20 protein-coding genes and 1 pseudogene are annotated in these 21,965 nt (G+C 58.9%); 11 read left to right on the top strand and 10 right to left on the bottom strand.

All coding sequences use genetic code 11. From position 1 onward, the window contains the following. Window positions 1–829: hypothetical protein (locus FJ398_00795; GenBank protein MBM3836492.1), on the bottom strand; the 829-nt coding region annotated here is incomplete at its 3' end. Between the two features lie 369 nt (window positions 830–1,198). On the opposite strand from FJ398_00795, the gene FJ398_00790 reads away from it, so the two are divergent. Further along, window positions 1,199–2,086 carry a methyltransferase domain-containing protein gene (locus FJ398_00790; protein ID MBM3836491.1) on the top strand — a complete coding sequence of 296 codons (888 nt, stop codon included), beginning with the start codon at window positions 1,199–1,201 and terminating at the stop codon, window positions 2,084–2,086. Between the two features lie 8 nt (window positions 2,087–2,094). Here the strand turns inward: FJ398_00790 and FJ398_00785 are convergent, their stop codons facing one another. Then, window positions 2,095–3,363, bottom strand: a complete 1,269-nt coding sequence (locus FJ398_00785) for a serine/threonine protein kinase (protein ID MBM3836490.1) — start codon at window positions 3,361–3,363, stop codon at window positions 2,095–2,097. Between the two features lie 201 nt (window positions 3,364–3,564). On the opposite strand from FJ398_00785, the pseudogene FJ398_00780 reads away from it, so the two are divergent. After that, window positions 3,565–3,898 (top strand): annotated as a pseudogene (locus tag FJ398_00780) (hypothetical protein). After that, window positions 3,895–4,146, top strand: coding sequence for a DUF4926 domain-containing protein (locus FJ398_00775; protein ID MBM3836489.1), 252 nt, complete (start codon window positions 3,895–3,897; stop codon window positions 4,144–4,146). Before FJ398_00780 ends, FJ398_00775 begins: the two are co-directional and overlap by 4 nt. A gap of 152 nt (window positions 4,147–4,298) precedes the next feature. On the opposite strand, the gene FJ398_00770 is transcribed toward FJ398_00775, so the two are convergent. The 6 genes from FJ398_00770 to FJ398_00745 form a co-directional block, all read right to left on the bottom strand. Next, entirely contained in the window at window positions 4,299–5,297 is a 999-nt protein-coding gene (locus FJ398_00770; GenBank protein MBM3836488.1) for a hypothetical protein, read from the bottom strand. 78 nt (window positions 5,298–5,375) lie between these two features. Further along, window positions 5,376–5,654 (bottom strand): DUF1425 domain-containing protein, encoded by a 279-nt coding sequence (locus FJ398_00765; protein MBM3836487.1) that lies wholly within the window; start codon window positions 5,652–5,654, stop codon window positions 5,376–5,378. Between the two features lie 296 nt (window positions 5,655–5,950). Continuing rightward, a complete protein-coding gene (locus FJ398_00760; GenBank protein ID MBM3836486.1) occupies window positions 5,951–7,084 on the bottom strand; it encodes a hypothetical protein in 1,134 nt (377 codons plus the stop codon). Next, entirely contained in the window at window positions 7,014–7,448 is a 435-nt protein-coding gene (locus FJ398_00755) for a hypothetical protein (GenBank protein MBM3836485.1), read from the bottom strand. Before FJ398_00755 ends, FJ398_00760 begins: the two co-directional genes overlap by 71 nt. Before the next feature lie 18 nt (window positions 7,449–7,466). Continuing rightward, window positions 7,467–8,123, bottom strand: coding sequence for a penicillin-binding protein activator LpoB (locus FJ398_00750; GenBank protein ID MBM3836484.1), 657 nt, complete (start codon window positions 8,121–8,123; stop codon window positions 7,467–7,469). 55 nt (window positions 8,124–8,178) lie between these two features. Then, window positions 8,179–8,790 carry a hypothetical protein gene (locus FJ398_00745; protein MBM3836483.1) on the bottom strand — a complete coding sequence of 204 codons (612 nt, stop codon included), beginning with the start codon at window positions 8,788–8,790 and terminating at the stop codon, window positions 8,179–8,181. Window positions 8,791–8,871: 81 nt separating this feature from the next. Between FJ398_00745 and FJ398_00740 the strand changes: the two genes are divergently transcribed. Next, the gene (locus FJ398_00740; protein ID MBM3836482.1) at window positions 8,872–9,735 is read left to right on the top strand and encodes a hypothetical protein; all 864 of its coding nucleotides are present in this window, start codon (window positions 8,872–8,874) and stop codon (window positions 9,733–9,735) included. Between the two features lie 131 nt (window positions 9,736–9,866). On the opposite strand, the gene FJ398_00735 is transcribed toward FJ398_00740, so the two are convergent. Further along, the gene (locus tag FJ398_00735; protein ID MBM3836481.1) at window positions 9,867–10,649 is read right to left on the bottom strand and encodes a DUF4058 family protein; all 783 of its coding nucleotides are present in this window, start codon (window positions 10,647–10,649) and stop codon (window positions 9,867–9,869) included. Window positions 10,650–10,783: 134 nt separating this feature from the next. Between FJ398_00735 and FJ398_00730 the strand changes: the two genes are divergently transcribed. The 3 genes from FJ398_00730 to FJ398_00720 all read left to right on the top strand — a co-directional run bounded on the left by FJ398_00730 (window position 10,784) and on the right by FJ398_00720 (window position 15,135). Further along, the gene (locus FJ398_00730; GenBank protein MBM3836480.1) at window positions 10,784–10,984 is read left to right on the top strand and encodes a hypothetical protein; all 201 of its coding nucleotides are present in this window, start codon (window positions 10,784–10,786) and stop codon (window positions 10,982–10,984) included. 328 nt (window positions 10,985–11,312) lie between these two features. After that, window positions 11,313–12,185 (top strand): hypothetical protein, encoded by an 873-nt coding sequence (locus tag FJ398_00725; GenBank protein ID MBM3836479.1) that lies wholly within the window; start codon window positions 11,313–11,315, stop codon window positions 12,183–12,185. 295 nt (window positions 12,186–12,480) lie between these two features. Next, the gene (locus FJ398_00720; GenBank protein ID MBM3836478.1) at window positions 12,481–15,135 is read left to right on the top strand and encodes a tetratricopeptide repeat protein; all 2,655 of its coding nucleotides are present in this window, start codon (window positions 12,481–12,483) and stop codon (window positions 15,133–15,135) included. 52 nt (window positions 15,136–15,187) lie between these two features. Here the strand turns inward: FJ398_00720 and FJ398_00715 are convergent, their stop codons facing one another. Further along, window positions 15,188–17,014: a hypothetical protein gene (locus FJ398_00715; GenBank protein MBM3836477.1), complete on the bottom strand. Its 1,827-nt coding sequence runs from the start codon at window positions 17,012–17,014 to the stop codon at window positions 15,188–15,190. Between the two features lie 229 nt (window positions 17,015–17,243). Here FJ398_00715 and FJ398_00710 point away from each other — a divergent pair, with 229 nt between their 5' ends. The 4 genes from FJ398_00710 to FJ398_00695 all read left to right on the top strand — a co-directional run bounded on the left by FJ398_00710 (window position 17,244) and on the right by FJ398_00695 (window position 21,956). Next, window positions 17,244–17,543 carry a hypothetical protein gene (locus tag FJ398_00710; GenBank protein MBM3836476.1) on the top strand — a complete coding sequence of 100 codons (300 nt, stop codon included), beginning with the start codon at window positions 17,244–17,246 and terminating at the stop codon, window positions 17,541–17,543. Between the two features lie 230 nt (window positions 17,544–17,773). After that, a complete protein-coding gene (locus FJ398_00705; protein ID MBM3836475.1) occupies window positions 17,774–18,637 on the top strand; it encodes a type II secretion system protein in 864 nt (287 codons plus the stop codon). 428 nt (window positions 18,638–19,065) lie between these two features. Further along, window positions 19,066–20,820, top strand: a complete 1,755-nt coding sequence (locus tag FJ398_00700) for a formylglycine-generating enzyme family protein (protein ID MBM3836474.1) — start codon at window positions 19,066–19,068, stop codon at window positions 20,818–20,820. Window positions 20,821–21,083: 263 nt separating this feature from the next. Next, a complete protein-coding gene (locus FJ398_00695) occupies window positions 21,084–21,956 on the top strand; it encodes a hypothetical protein (GenBank protein ID MBM3836473.1) in 873 nt (290 codons plus the stop codon). Window positions 21,957–21,965 lie beyond the last annotated feature (9 nt).

The following is a 21,965-nucleotide window of genomic DNA, read 5'->3' as shown; positions in this document are numbered from 1 at the left end:
TTTTGTCCGTGGCCTGCGTTGGCTCGGTCCTTACAGCCCGCGTTGGGGATGCTCGGACCTCGCCGCCTTGGCCACAGCCAAAATCCCTCGCCGCAGGACCCCGCGCAATTTTCGGACACGCTCTGAGACGGTCAAACGGCAGCACGCACCAGCGCAAACAAGTCTCCCGCGGAAACGTACGGACCAGCTCCACATCGACATCGTACTTCTCCAATGGCAGATAGCTCAGCCGCGATTTCGCACAGACCAGGGACAACGACCGATCCAGGGGCAGCACTTGTTTGTCCGCGAGAATTTGCAGGAAAGGCTCGACGACTTGCCTGGCCGGTTCTTTGCCGTCGGGCGCGCTCCAGTAAAGATCGAAATCGGTCGGCGACACATGCTTGCCGTCCACCAGAATCTTCCGCATGGCCTGGCGTCCGTCGTCCCCGTCCGCTGCGCCGGCTTCCTCCGGCGATTTGGCTTTGGCCGAGGCGGGAGCGGCTTTGGCCGTGACTTCCACGGGCGCGGGCGCGGGCGCCGCCGGAAAATTCGTGGCGCGATTCTCAATTTCCGCGAGAGCATTTTGAACTTCCCGGTCGTCCGGAAAAACCTGAAGGATGCTCTCGAATTCGAGGATGGCGGAGGAAAGCTTCCCGGAAAGGACGTAAGCTTGCGCGATGCGTTTGGAAGCGTTGAGCACGTCGGACGGCCGGGCCAGCTTGTGATACGCCTCCTTCAGAATCTCCAGCGATTCATAGTCCGCCGGATTCGATTGAGCGATGACCTCGAACATCTCAATCGTATGCAGCGTTTGAGCTTCTTCGCTCGGCGTCAAGGGTGCGGCCATGAATGCCTCATCTGGTTCTTCGTCGCGTCATGCATCCGGGAACGTGCCGAACGACACGCCTCGGAGATCGATTCTGTCCCGGTCCAACCTGACCTTAAATAGAGCCACCGCCCAAAGCAATCCTCCACTTCGTCAACACGCCACTCCCGGTGCATCCGTGCATCCACAAGTTGTCGGTTGACGTAGCGCAGATTTCCAATCCGCGGTATCGCCGATTTGTAATCGGCATGGCGTCGGCAAGCTCCCAGGTCCGTGGACTGGTCGGCGGTTCGCAGAATGCAATTCTGCGATGCGGCGGAGTGCAACTCTGCGCTACGAGGACAGAATCACTGATAAACTTGTGGATACACTGCGCCACTCCGGCGCTGGATGCTGGCGGGCGCCTGTGCTAACGTCGCGGGCGCGATGGCCAATCGGTACTATGCCGCGGACGAGCGGCGGGCGGACAAAGTGCGCGAACTCTTCGGCGCCATCGCCCCACGCTACGATCTCATCAATGATCTGCAAAGTTTCGGCCTGCACCGCCTCTGGAAGCGGCGGCTCGGGAAGCTGGCAAACGTGCAAAGAAGCGAACGCGCCCTGGACCTGTGCTGCGGGACCGGCGACGTCGTTTTTCAACTGGCGAAATCGGCTGGCTTTGTGGTCGGTCTGGATTTCAGCCTGCCGATGTTGAAGGTCGCCCAAGAACGGGCGCGGCGGCCTTGGGCTGAGCGCCATCTTCCTCTCCTCGCGAGGGACGAGTGGGGAGAGGATCGAGGAGAAGGGAAAGCCCATAAGGACGACCCTCCTCTCCCCAGCCCTCTCCTCCCTTCGCAGGGAAGAGAGGGAGAGAGGCCGGTTCGCACCCATTTCCTGCGAAGCGACGCGCTTCGCATTCCTTGTCAGGACGCCCAATTCGACGTGGTGACCATCAGCTACGGGCTGCGAAATCTGGAGAACTTCCAAGCGGGGCTGGACGAAATGGGCCGCGTGCTAAAACTGGGTGGTCGTTTGCTCGTGCTCGACTTTGGCAAACCAGACAACGCCGTCTGGCGGAAAATCTACTTCGGTTACCTTCGCTGGTGTGTCCCGTGGTTCGGCCGACTCTTCTGCGGAGATCGGGAGACGTACGCTTACATTCTCGAATCACTGCTCCACTATCCGGGCCAGCGGGGCATCGCCGATTTGATGGCGCGCGAGAATTATTCCCACGTGCGCGTGATTAATCTTTTGGGCGGCATCATGAGCATCAACTGCGGCACGAAAGCCGCGGCTTGATCGCGGCGCTAATGCTTCGCCTCGCCGATGCAGTAAAGGAACTCCTGTCGGGCGCCGCTGTTCTTGGCCACGCGCAGATAAATGCGGTCGCCGCAAATCGCCGGTGAAGCATACGCTTCGTCGCCAAGCTGATTCTCGGCCACGCTCTTGAACGACTGCGGCGTGGCGTCGAAGACAAAAGTTTTTCCAGCCACGTTCGAAGCGAAGATGCGGTCGCCCACCATCACGGGCGACGCAAAGAAGTCGCCGCCCAGGCGCGTCTTCCAAAGTTCCTCGCCGGAGTCTGATTTCCAGCAAACAGCGAACCCGGCGTCCAACACACCATACAGGTGTCCGTCTTTCACGATCGGCGACGGCACATAAAGGCGGGAAGCGTTTTGCCACGCCACCTTGCCGGAACCGTCCGCGAGCACGGCCACGGTGTGATTTCGCGGATAACCGCCGCTCGCGAACACGCGCTCTCCATCCGTCACCATCGACACCACGCATTCTTCCGTAGAACCATCGATCTCCCAGAGCTTCTTTCCCGTTTGCGGATCGAAACTGGAAATCAAGTTGCAGCCGGCCATGACCATCTGTTCGCGGCCCTGCGCGCGGACGACGGTGGGTGAAGTGTAGTTGGGAATCTTCGGCCGCGACTGACTCCAAACCACCTGCCCCGTGCGGCGATCCAAGCCCGCGACCGTTCCGCCGCCCCGGTGATCCGCCGTCACCAGCACCAACGATCCATGAATGAACGGGGACGAACCGAAACCCTGATGCCGGACGAAGTCACAGATTTTCCACTGCCAAATCTTTTTGCCGTTCAGGTCCAGGGCCGTGGTCTGCACGGCGCCGGCGTGGAGGAAATTGATGAAAAGCCTTTCGCCGTCGCAGGCCACGGTGGAGGATGCCAGCGAACTGTTCCGATGTCCGCCGGTATCCAGGGTGCCCTGGTGAACGATCGTCTGCCAGACTTCCTTCCCGCTTTGACGATCCAGCGCGAGCACCGATTGCGTTTGTCGCTCCGGATCGGCCGTCGCCAGATAAACGCGCTCCCCCACTACCGTCGGCGAACCGTGCCCGCGGCCAGGGATCACTGCTTTCCAAAGAACGTTCTCCGTTTCGCTCCACCGGACGGGCGGACTCTGGTTGGGCGACGCGAGGCCGTTGCCTGCCGGGCCGCGCCAGGTCGGCCAATCTTTGTCCGGGTTCACGGCGGCTAAGGCCGTGGACGAAGGGAACAAAGCGGCGGTTCCGATGAACATAAAGGCTGCAAAAAGAAGGCGGTTCGTCATAAGCGCGCCAGACTCTCTCCAAATCGGACGTGCCCGGCAAGGGGGATGTGAACAGAAGATTGCGAGTGAACGGGGGGATGAGAACCGACATCCCTTATGAATGGCGCGGCTGACCTGTTTAGGCGTGAATGACTTGGCCAATCAAAGACGTGTTGCACGTTATCAAGCGCGCCGCCACGATGTTGCGTGTTGTGCTCCGGAATGAAACTGCCCGCCAACGCGATCATCGCACGAAGAAAAATTGACGAGTATCTGCTGCACCGCAGAGAAGAAGATGACAAGTCAGGTTTCCTCGCGCTCGCGGGCTACACTCTGGAAAACGCGGACCGTCTGATGAGTGATCTCCGCGCGCAACTATTGCCCTTAGACGCCCAGTTGTTTGACGAAACGGAATACGGCACGAAATACAGGATTCGAGGGACGCTGACGGGGCCGAACGGACGCGTCTTGCGCGTGCTGCGCGTTGACCATCTGGATGAAAGAAGTCGCGACAGGCCAGACGAAATTTGTTACGTTGCTGCCGGACAAGCTATGAAATATGACCTGTTCATTCGCGTGGCGCTTGCGCAAGACCTGCCGCAACGCCGGCTGCGCCGTGGCGACGTGGCCACAGTAGTTGAACACCACGCCGGTCGACCGGGAGAAGAACCAGGCTACTCGCTTGAAGTGTTCAATGCCGTCGGTGAGACCGTTGACGTCGTGACCGTCCGCGAGTCTCAAATCGAGCCGTTGACCGCAGATGAATTGCTAACCGTCCGCTCGCTCGAACCGGCGGCTCCTTGAACGAAACGCGAGCAAGGCCGAAGAACTGACGCGCCGACACCTGTCCCTGATCATCGCTCAAACCCGAGCGTAGTTGAAAGTGCTTACGACGACTTCCGCGATGAGGCGTGAACGCGCTCGGCTGAAGGAAAGGACATGCCTTCGGTCTAGTCCTACTGCGTCATGTCCTCCATCAGCGCCAGCGCGGTGCCTTCGCTGATTTCGCGCACGCCAAAGTTGCGCGCGACTTTGGAGGATCCCTGCCCGATCAGATCTGAGGACGATGCCTGGCCAATGATCTTCGCGTCCTTCAACCGGATCGCCGTCGCTTGAATGTCGGGCACGGCGAAAGTCCGGTCCCCGGATGCCGTCGGAACTGTGATCTGGCGCGACGAAATCAGGATTTCCAAAACGGCATCGGCATTCTTGATCAGCGCTTCACGATCTTTCCGCGCCTGCTCGCCTTCCGTGGGCACGGCAAAGTTCGTCAGAGGCCTGTCGCCGATCAAATGCGCTGCGACGCGCTGGTCCACCAGGGTCGCGCCCGCCATGCGCAAAGGCCGGCCAAACAGCCGCTCGACATCGCGGGCGGTCTGCTTGTCCGCCAGCGCCGCTTCTTTTCTTTCGCGAACGCGATAGGTGTTTTTGCTCGTGACCTTCTCGGTTTGTCCGGAGACGGTTCCTGGCTCGGTGGCTGAGTCCGTGAGCGCTTTCTTGAGGTCGCCGGCGACGACTGCTCCGGCCGGGTCCGGTGTTTTGGGAGCGGCGGCTGGAGAAGCCGCGGTCACTGAACCGGAGCGCTTGTCCACGTGCCCGCGCGAGGTCTCGATCTGCTCGCTGCGCGCGGAAAGCTTCAGGCCCGACTCTTCGTCCACCAATTCGCGGTTGACGTAAATCAGCACACGCGGGCCGCCCATTTTGGCATAGGCCTCTTTGAACCGATTGATGATCGTTTGCGCCTGTTCCGGGGACACCAGGTAAGGCCGTTCCGGGCTGAATTTGTGTTCATAGACATATGGCCCGGAGGAAAGTGGCGGTGGCGCGGGCTGAGCTGTCACCACGGGTGGCGACGGAGGTGGGTTTGGCGAAACTGCTTTCGGCGGCTGTTTCTGCGCGAAGATTGCGCTTGTGGAGACCACAGTGATCGTCATGAGAAGAATCAGTAATTTCATAGCGGTCTAGGTTCTAGAGTAGGTGTGACTCTGATTTTGAAAATGGCTAACCACGGATGCACACGGATTTGCGGGGCACTACCGCGCCTGGCGGACGCGGATGGTGTATTTGCGCGCTTTGTCGTTCATGGAAGTGAAGCGAGCGCTTTCCTGGCCGTTCTCGGTGAGAATGAGCGTCTCCCACGGCGTTGAATCCACGACGAATCCTTGCTCGTCTTTGAACTCGCAATTGATCTGAACCTGGATGCGCCGGTTCTCGCGGTTCCGAACATTGGCGGCAACCTCGATGCGCCCGTCATCCAGTTTCCGCTCCTGGATTCCGGAGCATGTCACTGACCGTTGCGCGCGGGAATCCATCGGCACGAAGGGCGCTTTGTTCTCCAGATCGTATTTGGTCGTGTTGACAGGCGGTTTGGCCCCGCCGGTGGCGCAGGCTGCGAGCAGGCTTGCGGCCAGGGCGCAAACAACGACGAGCCAGTTCAGCCTTGATGGAGCAGGCCTCTGTCTCCCAGCCCTCTCCGCCAACGGCCCCCTCTCCCGTCCTACGGACACCTTCTCCCCCTCGGAGGGGGAGAGGGACGGGGTGAGGGGAGAATCCAGGTTCACAGAATCTTCCTTGTTTGAACCGGCAAATGGGCAAACGAAATGTGTCTTCATAGGTTCTTAGTCGTGTGTGATCGGTCGCTGACGAACACGACGGTGTCCCGAGTTTCGGCCACGTTGATCGTGATCGCTTTCGTCAGAGCCGCGATGGGTTGCTGTTGTTCGTTCAGAAACTCGACGACCGCGGTCTGCGGTCCCGGAGGCAACCGGACTGCGGCAAAACTCAAATAGTGCGGCAGGTTATCCCAGGCCCGTGTGTCGGCCGCGGGTGTCGTGGCCGCGGAAACGATTTTGCTGAGAAGCCCCGCCGCAATCAGCCCCAGCCCGACGTCTTGACTGCGCCGATTGCTCGCCGCCACCATGCCTCCGATCAGCGCCACGTCGCCCACGGTATCGGTCGTGGCTTTGAACACGGCCTTGTTGCCCAGGACGTGATCCATGACGCGACCGCCGCGCGTCGTGGCTTGAAAGTTGAGGTCGTCGTACACGCCGGCTTCGATCGCTTGATCGCCAATCTTGATGCGCGCGCCGCGAACGGGAGATGGAACCGTGCGCACGCGAAGCTGCTCGCGGTACTCGCCAGTCGCGTATTTGCTCGGTCCGGGGCCAAATTCAATGAAGAAGAGCGTGTTGGCGTTGGCGTCGTAGGGCGCGGGCTTGCCCGACTTGCTCAGAGCTTCCGCGCGTTTGAAAGCGTCCGAGCCGTCGCCGGATAATTTGACCGTGGCGAATCCATCCAGATAGTCGAACAACGTATAGTCGCCGGCGTATTCTTTGTTCTCGGTGTCACTGTCTTGAAATTGCGCGCTGCGGAAACAGGCGCGGGCGTTGTCCGGTTCCCCGTCCATCCAATAAAGAATGCCGCGATAGAAATAAGCCATGGACCGTTCGTATGGTTCGCCGCGGAAAGTCTTGCGCGCTTCTTCGGAAAAGTAGCCGCGCGATTTCTTAGCCTCTTTGTCGCCGGCGCTGACCGATCCAATGGTCAGGAACGCGTCGTCGAGCAGCGTTTTCGCTTCGCTGAATTGTCCCCGCCGCAACGCTTCCAACGCAGTCCGGTACTGCCACAAGACTTTGTCCTTGGCCGGGCCTTGCGCGATGGCCGTGTGGCCATCAACGATCGGATCGCCGGTGCGGACCCAGGAGGATTTTTTTGGAGTGGCGCAACCGGCACACGCGAGCAAGGCGGCCGCGACTCCGAGCAGCGAGAGTCTGAAGGACCGTCCGGTTCTGCCCGACCACCCCGGCAGGGCGAGTCCGTTCCGGCGAGCCGCTGGACGTGCTTGGAACACGTCCGACTCGGCTCGCTGGGGACAGGCTCGCCCTACCGGGTTCATGGGAAGTTTTCTTGGCCTCAGGGCCATGCACATGGCCCTTGAACCTAAAACCGGGCGGACCGCAGCCTTTAGGCTGCTTCCGCGCGCTCTCCGCAGTCGAGCGTGGAAGCGGCCTAAAGGCCACGGTCCGGAGGAACGGTTCATGGGAAGGGGAAATGTGGCGTCGATTGGCATCGAACCTTAAGAAGTGAACGTCAAGGTTGGTCCGCAACTCAACTCACGTTCGCCCTCAACGATACGCGGCGTCCTCGAGTCCTTGTTTCTTGATCTCGGCCGAGTCCTCCCAAACGATCTCTGTGGTGCGCACATCAACGAGTTGAAAGGTGTAAAGGATGTAGTCGCTGACCCCCTTGCTGGTGCGCGTGGTCAAACTCCCGAGTTTGCCCGTGAGCAAAAAATCTGCGCCGCTGAATTGAGCCGCCGGTTGGTTGGCGTTGCTGGTCACGGCCCCGGATTCCTTTAAGTCGCGCTCGCGTTCCAGGGCTTGCATGATCCTTTGCGGGCTCCCGTCGGGACTGGCGGCACGGGCCAAGAACCGCACTTTGCCGGTCGCCTTCGCATTGAGTTGGGCTCGGATGCGATCGAGGAAAACGTCACGGTTGATTGGGAACCGAGTGTTGTTTTCGACCGGGAGGAGATAAACCTTGGGCGTAGCCTGGGCTTTCACAATCTGGTCGATGCTCAGAATCTTGCGGGCCATTTGGTCCGTGACCGACACCAAATCTTGCGACTCGACTCCCGTGCCGGCGACAAAACCACGTTCATCGCCCTTCATTTCCGTGACGGGAACGCCGGAAGGATTTTTAACGCCGGTCGAAGCGCAGCCCGGGAGCAGGCTGCAGAGAACCGCGACCGAGCAGATTTGAAGAAAGCCAGGATTTTTCATAGTCAGAGAATTGCAGTGTGGTGGAAGTTCAGCGAGCAGAATCCCCGCCAGGAGATTAGCGTCCGAAGAGCGCGTTCGCGCCGCTCATCGGACTCGGAGTGGCAAAGGAAGGACTGATGAGCGGCACGGGCTGAGAAGCCGGAGCCATCGCAGCCGAAGCAGGGGTCGAGGGAGCAGCCGGACCAGCCGGGATGGGAGCAGGAACGTACGCCGAAGGGGCCACGGCGTAAGCCTCACGCCGGCGCACATTTTGTTCCGCGACCGCGCCCAGAACCACGCCCGCGCCTGCGCCGATGGCAATTCCTTCCGCAGTTTTTCGCCCGTGATTGTGGCCGATAATTCCGCCCGCCAATCCGCCCAGCGCGGCGCCGGTCACAGTGTAATTCGGGCGAACCGCATCATACGGATAAACCGGGGCCGCCACGACCGGAGCCGGCGAATACGCGTAGGCTTCGCGCCGGGAATTCTCTGCCAGAGCGCCGAACAGAAGGCCCGCCCCTGCGCCAATCCCGATTCCTTCGGCCGTTTTCCGGCCGTTGTTATGGCCAATAATGCCGCCAATTACGCCTCCGACTGCCGCGCTTCCCAGGGATTCACGCGAGAACAATTGGGCGTTGGCCGGAAGGATCGCCAGGGAGGCCAGCGCTGCAAAAATCACTTTTTTCATACCTGTTGTTCAGTTGGACGCGTCCACCCAATTTGTATTCAGCACACGGTAGCACGGCCCGCCGAGACGGTAAATCCTGTGATGGCGAATTGTTTCGGATTTCGATATTCGGATTTTGGATTTCAGGCTAAAGATCAGCGCTCACGTGTGTCCGTGAAACGCTATCTGCGCATTTACTCTGCTCTCTGGAAAAACTCCGTGGTGCGAGAGATGTCGTTCAAAGCGAACTTCGTGCTCTGGATCGTCGTCGAACTGCTCTGGTTTTCGCTGCAGCTTTGCTTCATCGCCGTGATCTATCAGCACACGGATCGCATCGGCACGTGGACGAAGTGGCAAGTGGTGATGCTGATGGGCGCGAGCCATTTCATTCAGCAGCTTTTCACGGCGCTTTTTCTCACCAACTGCGTCCAGCTTTCCGATTACATCCGCACGGGCCGGCTGGATTTCCTGCTGCTGCTGCCGATCAACACGCGGTTCCTCATTTCGCTTCGCCACGTGGATCTGGGCGGTTTCGTGAACGCGGCTTCGGCGCTGGCCGTGATGGGTTACGCGGGCTGGCAATTGCAGCTCGCGCCGAGCGCGGCCCAGGTGCTGGGCTTTTTCCTGCTTTGCCTGTGCGGGCTGCTCATCCATTACTCCCTGATGCTGACCCTGGCGTGCGCGAGTTTTTGGACGGTGCGGGCGCAGGGCATGGTCTGGGGCTACTACAATCTGTTCCAGATCGCGCGGCTCCCGGACGCGGCGTTTCAGGGATTCTTCAAAGTCTTCTTCACGTTCGCGCTCCCGATGCTGCTGGTTTCGAACGTGCCGGTGAAACTGCTGGTCGAGCGTCTGGAACAACCTCTGGAGATGGCCCTGCTGCTGGTCATGAGCCTTCTTTGCTTTGCCGCTTCGGAATGCGTGTGGAGGTTCTCCCTGCGGCATTACACCAGCGCCAGTTCGTAGCGGCGAATCTGCTGCCTCTTGTTCGGCGCGCGGCGTTCACCCGACTTTCTCTGCCAGTCGCCGGTAGGGCGGTGCTGCCGCGCCGCAGTATCGACAGAAGACGGCTGCGCGGCAACGCAGCCCTACCAGGTTTATGAGGAGGGGGCCGAAGACTCAATCACGCGCCGCCAGCGTTCGGGAACCCCTTCCCAGGCCAAGGTGTAGGTGCGCTCCAGGGGCGCATTGATGTAATGCTCCGGCGCGAGGAACAACGGCATCTCGGGCAGTTGCGCGCCGACACCGATCGGCTCGACATAAGCGGTGACAAATCCAGGCGCGCGCACCTCGTAGGCGGCCAGGGTCAGCGGCCGATCGGCTCGCGCACAATAGTCGCTCCCGCCAACCAACGGCCAGAGCGCGCCGTGAATGCCTGAAGCATCGAACGGCCCGGGCGGCCACAGGTCGAGAATGAGCAAGTGATACCCTTGCTGCAACGCGGCGGCGGCTTTCTCGATGAACGCGACGAACATCGGCTTGCTCTCTTTGTTGCCCGGCGAAACGATTTCAATCAGCGCAACAATGCCGTCGCCGCTCGCGTGGCGGATCGTGATTCTTCGCCGGAGCCGCGCCAGAGGGATGGCTTCGGTGGTCGTCGCCGTCACACTGACGCGCGGCGGCGCTTTGGTTGCCGTCAGCACGGCGGCGCCGGCGCAGCCGCGGAATTCATCCCGGAGGACGTCCGGCTGGAAAGCGCTCCCGGTCTGCTGGAGAGTGAGGACATCGGGCACGATTTCGCCGGCGACTTGTTCGGCGAGCGCGTAATAGCCCTGCGGCAGGAGCCCGCCATTCAACGTGCGTTGGATTTCGGCAATCCAAGCCACGTGGAAGGCGTGAAACGTTCCCGCCGTGACGCGTTTCCAGTCATGCACAGGCATGGCGTAACCTAACCGTCTGAACCTGCTCCGCGCAACCTTGGTGTTCGGCCTCTAACAAGCATGGCCCTGCGGCCCTGCCAAAAGCGATTTCGGAAGTTGCCAGTACCTTCCGATCCGGTTTGAATGGCCGACAAATGAGTGATCTCACGCGGATGCTCAATTCCGCCGCTACTGGCCAAGGGGAACGCGCCGATCAACTTTTGCCGCTCGTTTACTCGGAACTGCGTCGCCTGGCCAAACACCGGATGGCCTACGAACGTCCTGGCCACACCTTGCAAGCGACTGCCCTCGTTCACGAGGCCTGGCTCTGCCAACGAATCAAGGAGAACCTTTAATCCATTCTCGATTCTCTCGACTCTGGACCTTGACAGGGTAGCCCCTGCTGGTTACCGCAACCGAGCGATTCAGACAGGCTCTTAGCCGCAATAGAGCGCATAGATCGCAAAGGTTTCTGGTCGGCAAAAATCCTTTGTCCCTTTCTCCCCAGGTTTTTCGCACTTACACCTGAAAGGCGATTCGACAGCCTGGCGGCGGATTCGTCGTTAACGTTTAACCCAAAAGACCAACGATCCGTTTATGCAAACAGAACCTCATTCAAACACAATCCCGGTCCGACTTTCGGCCTCTCGGGTTTCTATTCTTGCGGCTGGCGTGCTAATGGCCTTGAGCTGGAACACTGAAGCCGCCGCCGGAGGAGGCAGCGGCAAAACCCAACCGATCGCGGTCCAGTTCTGGCTCGATTATCTGCATCCGATAGACGGTCGCTCGAATCTGCTGCTGGACGATAGCGCCGACGAGACAAGCTATCCAACGCTGCCCGCCACCGAAGCTTACATAGACGGCATCAATTACGTGACCGCGAAAGTCGGCCGGGACCAGAACATCAACTTCAACTTGGGCGGTGGCTCGCTCAAGAAACCAGCCGTGCGGCATTGCTACTTGGGTGGCGCTGCTTTCGACATGAACGGGGCTCTCAAAGTCCAGCCTGTCCCACCCGGATGGGAGCCCGTAGCGCCTTATACTTACAATCCGGGCCTGCGGCCAACGCTCACGAGCACGATGCTCCCCAAAACTATGGGGGCGATGTACGGCTTTAACTTCGACGACACACCGCAAGGCGTCATACGCCATGTGGACGCGTTCCTCAATTTCCAGGATCAAGCGGGCCGAGCGTGGAGAATCGAACTCGGCCGGCACCCGTTGTACTATAACAACGATCCCACCAAGCCGTATTGGTACGCGCCGCAGGGCAGTTGCGTATCCGTCGAACGACTGGCGGCCAACGGCAGAAAATCCCGGTGGCGCTTTTGGACCGAACCAATCACCGATGAGCAAGTCGGGATGGTTGATCAGCACATCGGTTATCTCTACACGTATCCGGAGAATCCGACCGATCCCCTGATTCTCGTGGGCCTCGTCGATCTGCCGTTCAGCGGCACGATTGAATCGCTCAGCGACGAGCCGACGCCGGCGAACAGCACAGGATATGATCCCGGAGATGGCACGTTGGAATGCACCACCTTGCCCTCGCGTTAACGGCATCCGACTCAGCGACACCGCCTCTCCAGGCAGGAGAGGCGGTGCTTTGATGTTCGGCTTTCGTAAGAAAACATGATACTGCTCTCGACACGAATCCGAACCGAGACGTGCAAATCGTCATTGTTCAGGTCAACCGCGAATGAACGCCAATCCACGCAAATGGAACGCTTCGAACTTTGTTCCAACCGGAGATTATGCCCCCAATTCGCGTTGATTCGCGTCCATTAGCGGTTAAACACCAGAGTATTTACCGGAAACCTCTCCTGGCCCAATCCCCAATCCACCACGTGTCATGAATCCTGATCGCAAAATCGAAATCGAAATTTTCAACGCCGCTTTGGCCATCGACTCCGAACCGGACCGCCAACGATATCTGGATGAAGCTTGCCCCGGTGATGCACAGCGCCGCCAGCGGATCGAAGCGCTCCTGCAGGCGTATGCCAATTCCGACTCTTTGTTTGGCTCGGAGACGCAGACGACCGACGGCACACGCGCAGAATTGAAACCCTTGGTGACGCTGCATCACGGCGAACCGCTGGCGAAGGTGATCGATTTCGGCGTGGCCAAAGCCACGAATCAAAAGCTGACAGAGAAAACGCTATTCACGAATTTCGGGACGATGATCGGCACACCGGCTTACATGAGTCCGGAGCAGGCCGAGATGAGCAGCACGGACGTGGACGCGCGCACGGATGTGTATTCGTTGGGCGTTCTGCTTTACGAGTTGCTGACGGGAACGACTCCCTTCGACCAAAAGGAACTCTTGAGCCAGGGCTATGGGGAAATGCAGCGCATCATCGCCGAACAGGAACCCCAAAGACCGTCGTTGCGCATGAGCACGTTGGCGGCGGAAAAGAGGACCGCTGTCGCCAAAAGCCGAGGCCTCGAAGCGCCGGCCCTGCTTCAATTGCTCAAAGGGGATCTCGATTGCATCGCGATGAAGTGCCTTGAGAAAGACCGCCGGCGGCGCTACGACACCCCCAACGAACTGGTGGCCGATCTCAAACGGCACTTGAATCACGAACCGGTTTCGGCGGCACCACCCACACTCCGCTACCAATTCCAAAAATTCTACGGACGAAAGCGCGCCCTGGTCCACGCGGTCGCGGCGGTTGGCCTGACGCTGATGTTGGCGACGGTGGTCAGTCTCTGGATGGCCCTCCGCATGAGCGCGCTTCGCCAAGGAGCGGTTCAAGCCGAGAAGAAAGCTCTGACGCAAGCTGCCATTGCCGAAGCGGTCAACAAGTTCCTCAACGATGATTTGCTCAAGCAGGCGGAGGCTTGGAGTGGAGCGGCTCCGGACATCAAACTGCGGACGGTGGTCGAGCGGGCGGACAAGGCGATCGAAGGCAAGTTCAAAGACCAGCCTTTGGTCGAAGCTTCCCTCCGGCGCACGTTGAGTGGAATTTATCGGAGCCTGGATGATTTGCCGGCGGCCAAACGTCACCTTGACCGGGCACGTCAAATTCTCGAGCGCGAGTTGGGCAAAGAGCATCCGGAGACATTGAGAACGCTGGTTAATGTGGCGAGCCAGTTGAGGTTCGAGTTCCAGATCGCCGAAGCATGTAAGCTCGGGTCCGAAGCACTGGAAATCGCGCGGCGGGTTCTTGGGGAGGAACACGAAATTACCCTCAATGCCATGCGGGAGCTCGAGCAAGCCTTGGCCGCCGCGAATCGTTACAAGGAGCAGAAGTCGCTTCTCGAACGAGCTCTTCTACTCAGCGAAAAAGTTTCGGGGAAAAATCATCCCCGAACGATCGATTTGCTCTGTGATTTGTCGGGGAATTATATCTCGTTGTCGGCCCAGTTCGACAAAGCGGTGGAGCTGGCGAAAGAGGCCGTACGACGAAGCGAAACCCTGGATCAGGATCGTTCTCTTCGTTATGCGGTCAAGCGGCAACTGGCCGTGGCCCACAGCTATTCCGGAGGACACCAGGCGGAACAACGTCGTTTGGCGCAGGAGAATCTCGAATTCGCACGGCGCGTCTTTGGACCAGACCATTGGAAAACCATTCAGGCGCTCATGGAACGTCTGGGAATCCGACATGGGAGCACGACTTGGCAAATGTGGTTGCTGGCCGAAAACCTGATTCCGGAAGGGAAGGCGAACGAAGCGGACGAATGGATTGGGCAAGCCACCGCCGAGTTCGCCAAAGCGCCGCCGAAAACAGATGAGGACTGGAGTTCGCTCAGGAACGTGATCAAGGCCATTCGCTTGTCTCCAAATAAGGAAAAGCATTTGGACCTGTTTGGCGCGATCTGTCGGACTGTTCCAAACAAGGCTGACGCTCTCAGGGCGCAGGCGGAATACTACCGCGCGGCCCATGACTGGCCAGCGTGCCAGAAAGCCTACCAGGCGCTCGTGACAGCTTTCCCCGAAAGGTTAGGCGATTGGTACGACCGAGCAACCACAGCCCTCGAGATCGGCGAGGTAGAAGACTCGCGCGCGTGCCGCAACGAAGTCTTGAAACGCTTCGGCAGTGAAGAGAAAAATATGGAAACTCTCGAACGTGTCTTGAGTGTTTTTTTTCTGGCGCCTGATCGGTGGTCTCCTGACGAACTCGCAAGCATTGAGCGCGTTTACGCTCGCCTCAATTCGATGGCAGACGGTGGACTTAAAGGTCTCCGGGCTTTGAGCCGCGCCGCGCTTGCCCTTGCGGATTACCGAATGGGGAAGGTCCAGAGCGCGTTGGAACAGTTGAAGAGAGAGCCGATCTCAGAACCCGGTTGGGGCATTGATTGTGCACAGGTGCTGGCGGTGAGCGCCTTGTGCCATGCCGCGTCGGGGAATTATGAGAAAGCAATCGAAGCAGTGGCAGCCTCGGATAAGGCGTTGAAGGCTCAGGGTCCCAGGGTGGATTTGGGGGACGTTTTGAGACGAAATTATCTGGCCAAAGAGGCCGCGAAGCTCATCGAAAGCAAAACCCAAGAGCAGCTTCCACCCTGACCGTCAGCGAGTTCCAGACTTCAATCAGGTGTTCGCTGATCTGTTGACTAGGTCAATCAAGTGTCCGCGCACGGAAGAACCGGTGCGGCGTCTGAAACAGGTTCGGCGCGTTGACCTGCAGAATGCCGCCCGCGGGAATGACTGTCGCAGGCTCCGAGGTCCACTGTTTAAGGTCCCGCGAGGATTCTACAATCACCTTCCTGTTCGGTGTGTAACTGATTTCCAAGACTCGAGTGCGATCGCTGTTCAGTCGCAGAGCTAACTTGGGCGCGACTGGCGAGACAATTGCCTCCGATTGGATAATTGATCGGTCCGAGCCAACCACTAAAAATCGTGTTCCGTCCCAGACCGCGCCGTGGAAGACTCGCCCCGCACCGTCAATGTACCATTGACGGGGCGCCCAATCCGTTCCATCGCTACTCGTCCAAACTCCGCCGTTCTGGCCGCAAGCAAGAAAGAAATCCCCGTTCCAAACAATATCGAATACTTCCAATCCGTTTGGGGTTGTGGGGGTCCACTGAATTCCGTCGGGACTTTTTACAACGATCGGACCGGCCGCTACGAATTGGGTTCCGTTAGAAATAACGACATCCAATCTAGTGGTGACGGAGGAATCGCGCTCCGTCCAATCACTGGCGTTCGGACTGGCGAGGATTGTGCCTCCATCCCCAACAGCGAAGAATTGGCTGCCCGTCCAGGTGACGCCATTCAAGGAAACAGAAACACCCGAGGTATGCGCCGTCCATCTCGACGCATCGGGACTGGTCAGCACCACACCACGGGTTCCGACGGCGATGAGTTGGTCGCCGGTCCACGTAACCCAGTTGAGTCGGTCAGTGATGCCCGAACTCTGCGGCGTCCAATTCACCCCATCAGGGCTCGTCACAACGACGCCTTTGTCTCCGACGGCCACGAAAAGTTTGCCGGTCCACGTTAAACCTCTCAGGTCCTCGGAAATTCCGACAGACCGCTCAGTCCATTTAACTCCATCCGAACTGGTGAAAGCCGTCCCTTGGCTGGCGGCGATGACAAATAGATTGTCATTTCGAGTTACATGCCAAAGCGTCTTCCTGGTTCCCGTGGTATGATCCGTCCATTTCGTTCCGTCTGGGCTGGTGAAAATCCCGCCCGCCCGGCCCACCGCGACATACTGTTTTCCATCCCAGAGAAGGCCTTGAGTGCTCCCGTGCGTCGGGATGGCACCCGCTTTCCAAGTGATTCCATCGTTGCTGGTGAAGAGGAGATTCCCGCTGCCGGCTGCGAGGTAACGACCTCCTTCGTGGATAAGGGCAAAGAACCATTCTGTCGTGTTAACCTTGTGAGAGGTCCATTTGACCCCATCGGGACTTGTCATGATCACGCCGTTCCATCCGACGGCGATAAGTTTGGTTCCGTCCCACAGAAGATCCTCGAAGTACAAATAAGAACCTAAATCGTGTTGCGTCCAGGTGATGGCGTCCGGACTTGTCAGCACGACACCTTCCCAGCCCACGGCGACGAATTGGCTGCCGGTCCAGGCGATACCGGTCAAATCTGCAATCCCGCCTGAATCACGCGCTGTCCAGGTAATTCCATCCGGGCTGGTGAGAATCGTGCCAGTGGAGCCAACCACCACGTACTGCTTCCCGGTCCAGATAATCGCGTCGAGCCATTCTTCGCCACTGTTCCGCTGCGTCCATGTGATCCCGTCCGGACTGGTGGATATCGTGCTGTCCACTCCGATTGCAACATATTGGCCGCCGGCCCAAATGAGATCAGTCAGCCAAACGGAAGCTGGCGACGGAACCGAGGTCCAATTGATCGCGTCAGGACTCGTGAGCATCAATTGATTAAACCCGACGGCGATGTATCGTCCGTTCGCCCATGTTACTGAACTCAAATTAAATCCGCCCGGCGATGGGTTCCGCCAGTACCACGTGTTTAAAGGTTCCGGTGGCGGCCAATTCGCGGCCAGCAAACGCGGCCCGGGGCCGAAGACGATCGAACAACTCCAGATGAGCGCAAGGACAAGGTGACTTGGGTTTTGCATATTGGATTCCATTTGAATTAGTGCTTTCAAATGAAAGTGCGAAAAATCGGAGGCAAAAGGGACACGGGACAAATTTTAGATGGGTGACTTCCGTGTTGCTGGCTCCTTGGAACACTTGAACAAGGCGCCGATCTCAGAATCAGATCGGGGTATTGATTGTGCACAGGTGCTGGTGGTGAGGGCCTTGTGCCACGCCGCGTCCGGCAATCATGAGAAAGCAATCGAAGCAGTCGCAGCCTCGGATAAGGCATTGAAGGCTCAAGGTCCGTGGGTGGATGCGGGGGATGTTTTGAGACGAAATTACCTGGCCGGAGAGGTCACGAAGCTGATCGAAAGCAAAAGCCAAGAGAAGCTCCCGACACGCACGTCAACCAACTAATTGAAGCCGCATTCGCAATGCTTCGACGGGCCAAGGTGCGGGGACGAGCGGAGCCAGTCACTGCTTTGGACTGCGGTAACGAAGTCTGCGGAGTTACCGCTTTGGCTTCGGGAATTCGAAGGTCCAAACTTGGCGGGCGGGTGCAGTCATTCCACAGCGGCGACTGCGCTTGGCTGCGTCGCCGCAGTCCAAAACGCTCAACCATCAACCGGCAGCGGAAAATGACAGCGATGCGCTCGAATGACTTGCCTTGCCCGAGCAACGGTCGTCATCCACAGCACGACACGGCGCTGCCGGTTGCCGAGAGGGGCCACGGCGGCATCGAAGTGGAATCTTTCGCCGGGTTCACTTTGATCGAACTGTTGGTGGTGATCGCCGTCATCGCGATCCTGACGGGCTTACTTTTGCCGGCGATGTCACAAGCCAAGAGCAGGGCGCACTCGATTGCCTGCGCGAACAACCTGCGCCAACTTCAGCTCGCCTTCCAACTCTACACAGACGACAACGGCGATCGAATGCCACTGAATAAGGATGGAATGCCGTCCGGATACTGGCAAAGCGTCCATGGCGCATGGGTGGTCGGGAATGCGAAGCGGGATCTGACCGACGAGAATCTCCGGCGGGGAACGCTCTGGCCCTACGTCGGCGCGGCCCGGGTCTATCAATGCCCGGTGGATCGTTCCACGGTGACTGGCCAACCCGCCTTGCGGCGTTTCCGAAGCTATGGATTGAACTTCAACTTGAATGGCGAAGTCGTCCCAGGTTCGGCCATCGGAGTCGCGTGGTGGTTCGACTTGCAAGGGCAGGAGACGCGGGTCGCGGCGGATTCCTCGCGGCTGTTTGGCTTCATCGACGTGTCCGAAGATTCGATCGACTCGGGGTCATTCTTTTTTCTGTTCCTTGGCGGTCCCTCGTCCTCTACCTGGGGGTGGTACCATTTGCCAGGCCAGCGGCATGCCAGGGGGGCGAACCTGAGTTACCTCGATGGTCGAGTCGAGTACCATCGGTGGCGTTTTGTGCCGAAGATTAAGAAAGTTTCCGGCCCTGAACCCCAGCCAATGCCGACGACCGACGGGATGCGATCTGGCTGCTGAAACGGTGGCCGTACTGGCAATGGCTGGAGGCAAACCCGTCGATCAACCCGGCGCTGTTGGCCGAAGGCGGGAGTGAACCTTGAAAGGGCGGGTAACCACTAATCGACATTGATCAACACTCATTCCACCAGAGTGACTGCCAAGCCCATACCCTCGACTTGACAGACCGAATCCGGAGCAGCCACGAGAGAACGCAAAGAACTCAAGGAAATCAGCCATTGCTTTGCGCTCTTTGGGTTCTTTTGCGGCTAAATTTGTCGTCCATCCATTTCCGCTGTAGAAATCCAAAGCAGCTCAGCCTTTGGCCGAGCTGCGGAATCGTCCGGCCATATCAGTGCGGATGAGTGTCGAGTTCCAAACTTGGGCGGGTGCGTGCTGACAATCCAAAGGGCGACTGCGTTGCGCTGCGGCGCCGCAGTCCAAAACGGATGTCCCTTTTGCTGCGCGTTTTTCGCATGAATGGACAGAACGTTGCTCCGAGCCCTCATCACCTCAGAAAAGACAACCATTATGAAAGCGAACTTCATCCCGAGACCAAAGCGCCCACTTACATCGCCCGATGGGATGGGAACTCGTGGTCCTCGCTCGGCGCCGGAATGAGCGGCGCTGTCAACGCCTTTGCGTCTCAAGGCAACAATCTCTATGTGGGAGGGGAATTCACCGCTACCGGAGGACAGCCGGCCACTTACATCGCCCGATGGAATGGCAACTCCTGGTCGCCTCTCGGCTCAGGCTTGGATCACTGGGTCATTGCACTGGCCCTGTCTGGGACCGAACTCTACGCGGGTGGGATTTTCAAACATGCGGGTGGCGCAACGGTGAATCGCATTGCGAAATGGGACGGTACAGCCTGGTCGGCGCTGGGATCCGGAATCACCGGCACCGAGGAGATTTCCCCGAATCCTCTCGCGGTTTCGGTATTCGCTCTCGCGATTTCAGGCACGAATCTCTACGTGGGCGGCAAATTTACGACTGCCGGAGGAAAACCGTCCCCGAACATTGCGCGCGTCACGATTCGGCCCGGCGCGCCGTTCATGAACATCGTTCATAACCGCAACCGCCCCGGTCAGCCTTTGACCCTCTCTTGGAACGCCGTGCCTGGCTGGAAATATCAAATCGAGACCGCCTCCGATCTCGGTCAGTCCTGGACGCCGTTGTTGCCCACGCCGCGGACGGCGACGTTGAGAATCGAATCCTACGAGATTCCGGGCCCCTTGCAGGCGCGCGGATTTTTCCGCGTGGTGCAACCCGAAGCCACATCAGCGGCGCCTCGTGGGATGTCGCTCATTCCCGCCGGACCTTTCCAGATGGGCAATGCCTTTGACGACGACAATTGGAATCTGAACGGCGAAATACCCGTGCATCCGGTGAACGTGAGCGCGTTCTTCATGGACCAGTTTGCCGTCACGAGGGATGCTTGGAGAACGGTTCATCAATGGGCCCTCAACCACGGCTACAGTTTCGAGAACGCTGGAATGGGCAAGGCGGCGAATCACCCGGTCTATGCCATCAACTGGTTCGACGCGGTCAAGTGGTGTAACGCGCGTTCAGAGATGGAGGGCCGTGTTCCTGCTTATTATACGAGTGCGGCGCAGACAGAAGTTTATCGCAGTGGCCGCATCGATCTCGAAGAAGAGATGGTCAAATGGAATGCCGGATACCGTTTGCCGACCGAGGCGGAGTGGGAAAAGGCGGCGCGCGGAGGCTTGGAAGGCCAGCGATTTCCCTGGGGAGACACGATCACGCACGATCAAGCCAATTACCGGAGCAGCCCGTCGGACGACCGGAACGGGGGCTATTGGGACATCAGCAAGACTCGCGGATTTCATCCGAAGTATGCCACCGGCGCGCAGCCTTATACCAGCCCCGTGGATGCGTTTCCTCCCAATGGGTATGGCTTGCACGATATGTCAGGCAATATGAACAACTGGGTTTGGGACCGCTTCGGCCGGTTCTATTACGATTCATCTCCCCCGGCGGACCCACGCGGTCCTGTTGAAGGCTCGTATAAGGATTTTCGTGTTCCACTTTTTTACGATCGCACGATTCGCGGCGGCGATTGGTATTTTCCCAGCGGCGTGGCGCGGGTCGCTCGGCGTATAAACTGGTCCCCGACTTCTGGTTTCGCGAATCTTGCTAACATCGTTAGTTTTCGGTGTGTTCTGCCCGCAAGTCTGCCGTGAGTCCGCGCGCGGCCAGGAAATCTCCACAGCCTTCGAGTCTGGAGTTTGGACATTTTCAGCCACCTCGCGAACCCCCCTTTGTCTCAAACTTTGTCTTAACCCGGATGTTCAACCGCGCACCAACGCACCACGGATGATTCAAGAATCGAGTCAAAGGAGCGCGGGCAGATTGCCCGCGAGTTTTTCAAAAATCTTGCCGTACCACCGCGCGGGCAAGGCAAATTCTCCTCCCTTTCCCGTGCGGAGCTTGGTTGAATTGCGGCATGAAAACTCCGCTGCCCTCTGCGCAATCATTCCGGAAATCGCAATCCGAGAACTCCATCCGCGATCCGGGCCGCCGGGATTTTGTTCGCTGGCTGGCCGCCGGTTTGTGTCTGCCCTTTGCGTCCACAAAAAACGCATCGTCTGAAGTCGGTCCGGAATCTCCAGTCCTTTTCGCTCAAGCGGGGACGGCTGGCGAGTCGCCGGCCCTGGCGCGCACGCAGTCTGACCTGGGTTCGCTTTGGCCGTTCATTCAAGCCCAGGCTGTGCGGGGCGAGTTTCCGCTTTCGTGGCTGCAGCCCGAATTCAAGAGCCTGCCGAGGTGGAAAAGGAAAACGCGCGGGAAGTTGCTGGAACTGCTCCACTACTCGGCGGGTTTCACCTGGCCGGGCGTGATGTTTTGGGACGACGTGCGCACGGTGGATTACTTGCTGACGCGGCCCGAGGTGGACAAGAAACGCATCGGCTGCGTCGGCCTGTCCGTGGGTGGATTGTGGTCGTGTCACCTGGCCGCTTTGGACGAACGCATCAAAGCGGCGGTTGTGGTCGGCTGGATGGCGTCATTCCCGCGCCAGTTGCGCCGCCACATCCGGAACACCATTGGCCACACCAAGGTGGTTCCCGGGCTCTATCGCCATCTCGATTATCCCGACGTCGCTTCGCTCGCGATGCCGCGGGCGCTGCTGGTGATCAACGGAAGCAAGGACGGGCTGTTCGATCTGGATGGGGTCCGGGCTTGCTTCGACAAACTCAACGCTTGTTACAAGAAAGCCGGCGCGCCAGAGAAATGCCGCACCCGCCTTTACGACACGCCTCATGAATTCAACACGGAAATGCAGGCGGAAGCGTGGGAATGGCTGCGGCGTTGGGTGTAGGAATGAGAA

This window comes from Verrucomicrobiota bacterium (assembly GCA_016871535.1).
Lineage (GTDB): Bacteria > Verrucomicrobiota > Verrucomicrobiia > Limisphaerales > SIBE01 > VHCZ01.
Note: the sequence above shows the minus strand (reverse complement) of the source record. Positions and strands in the feature narration are given on the sequence as shown.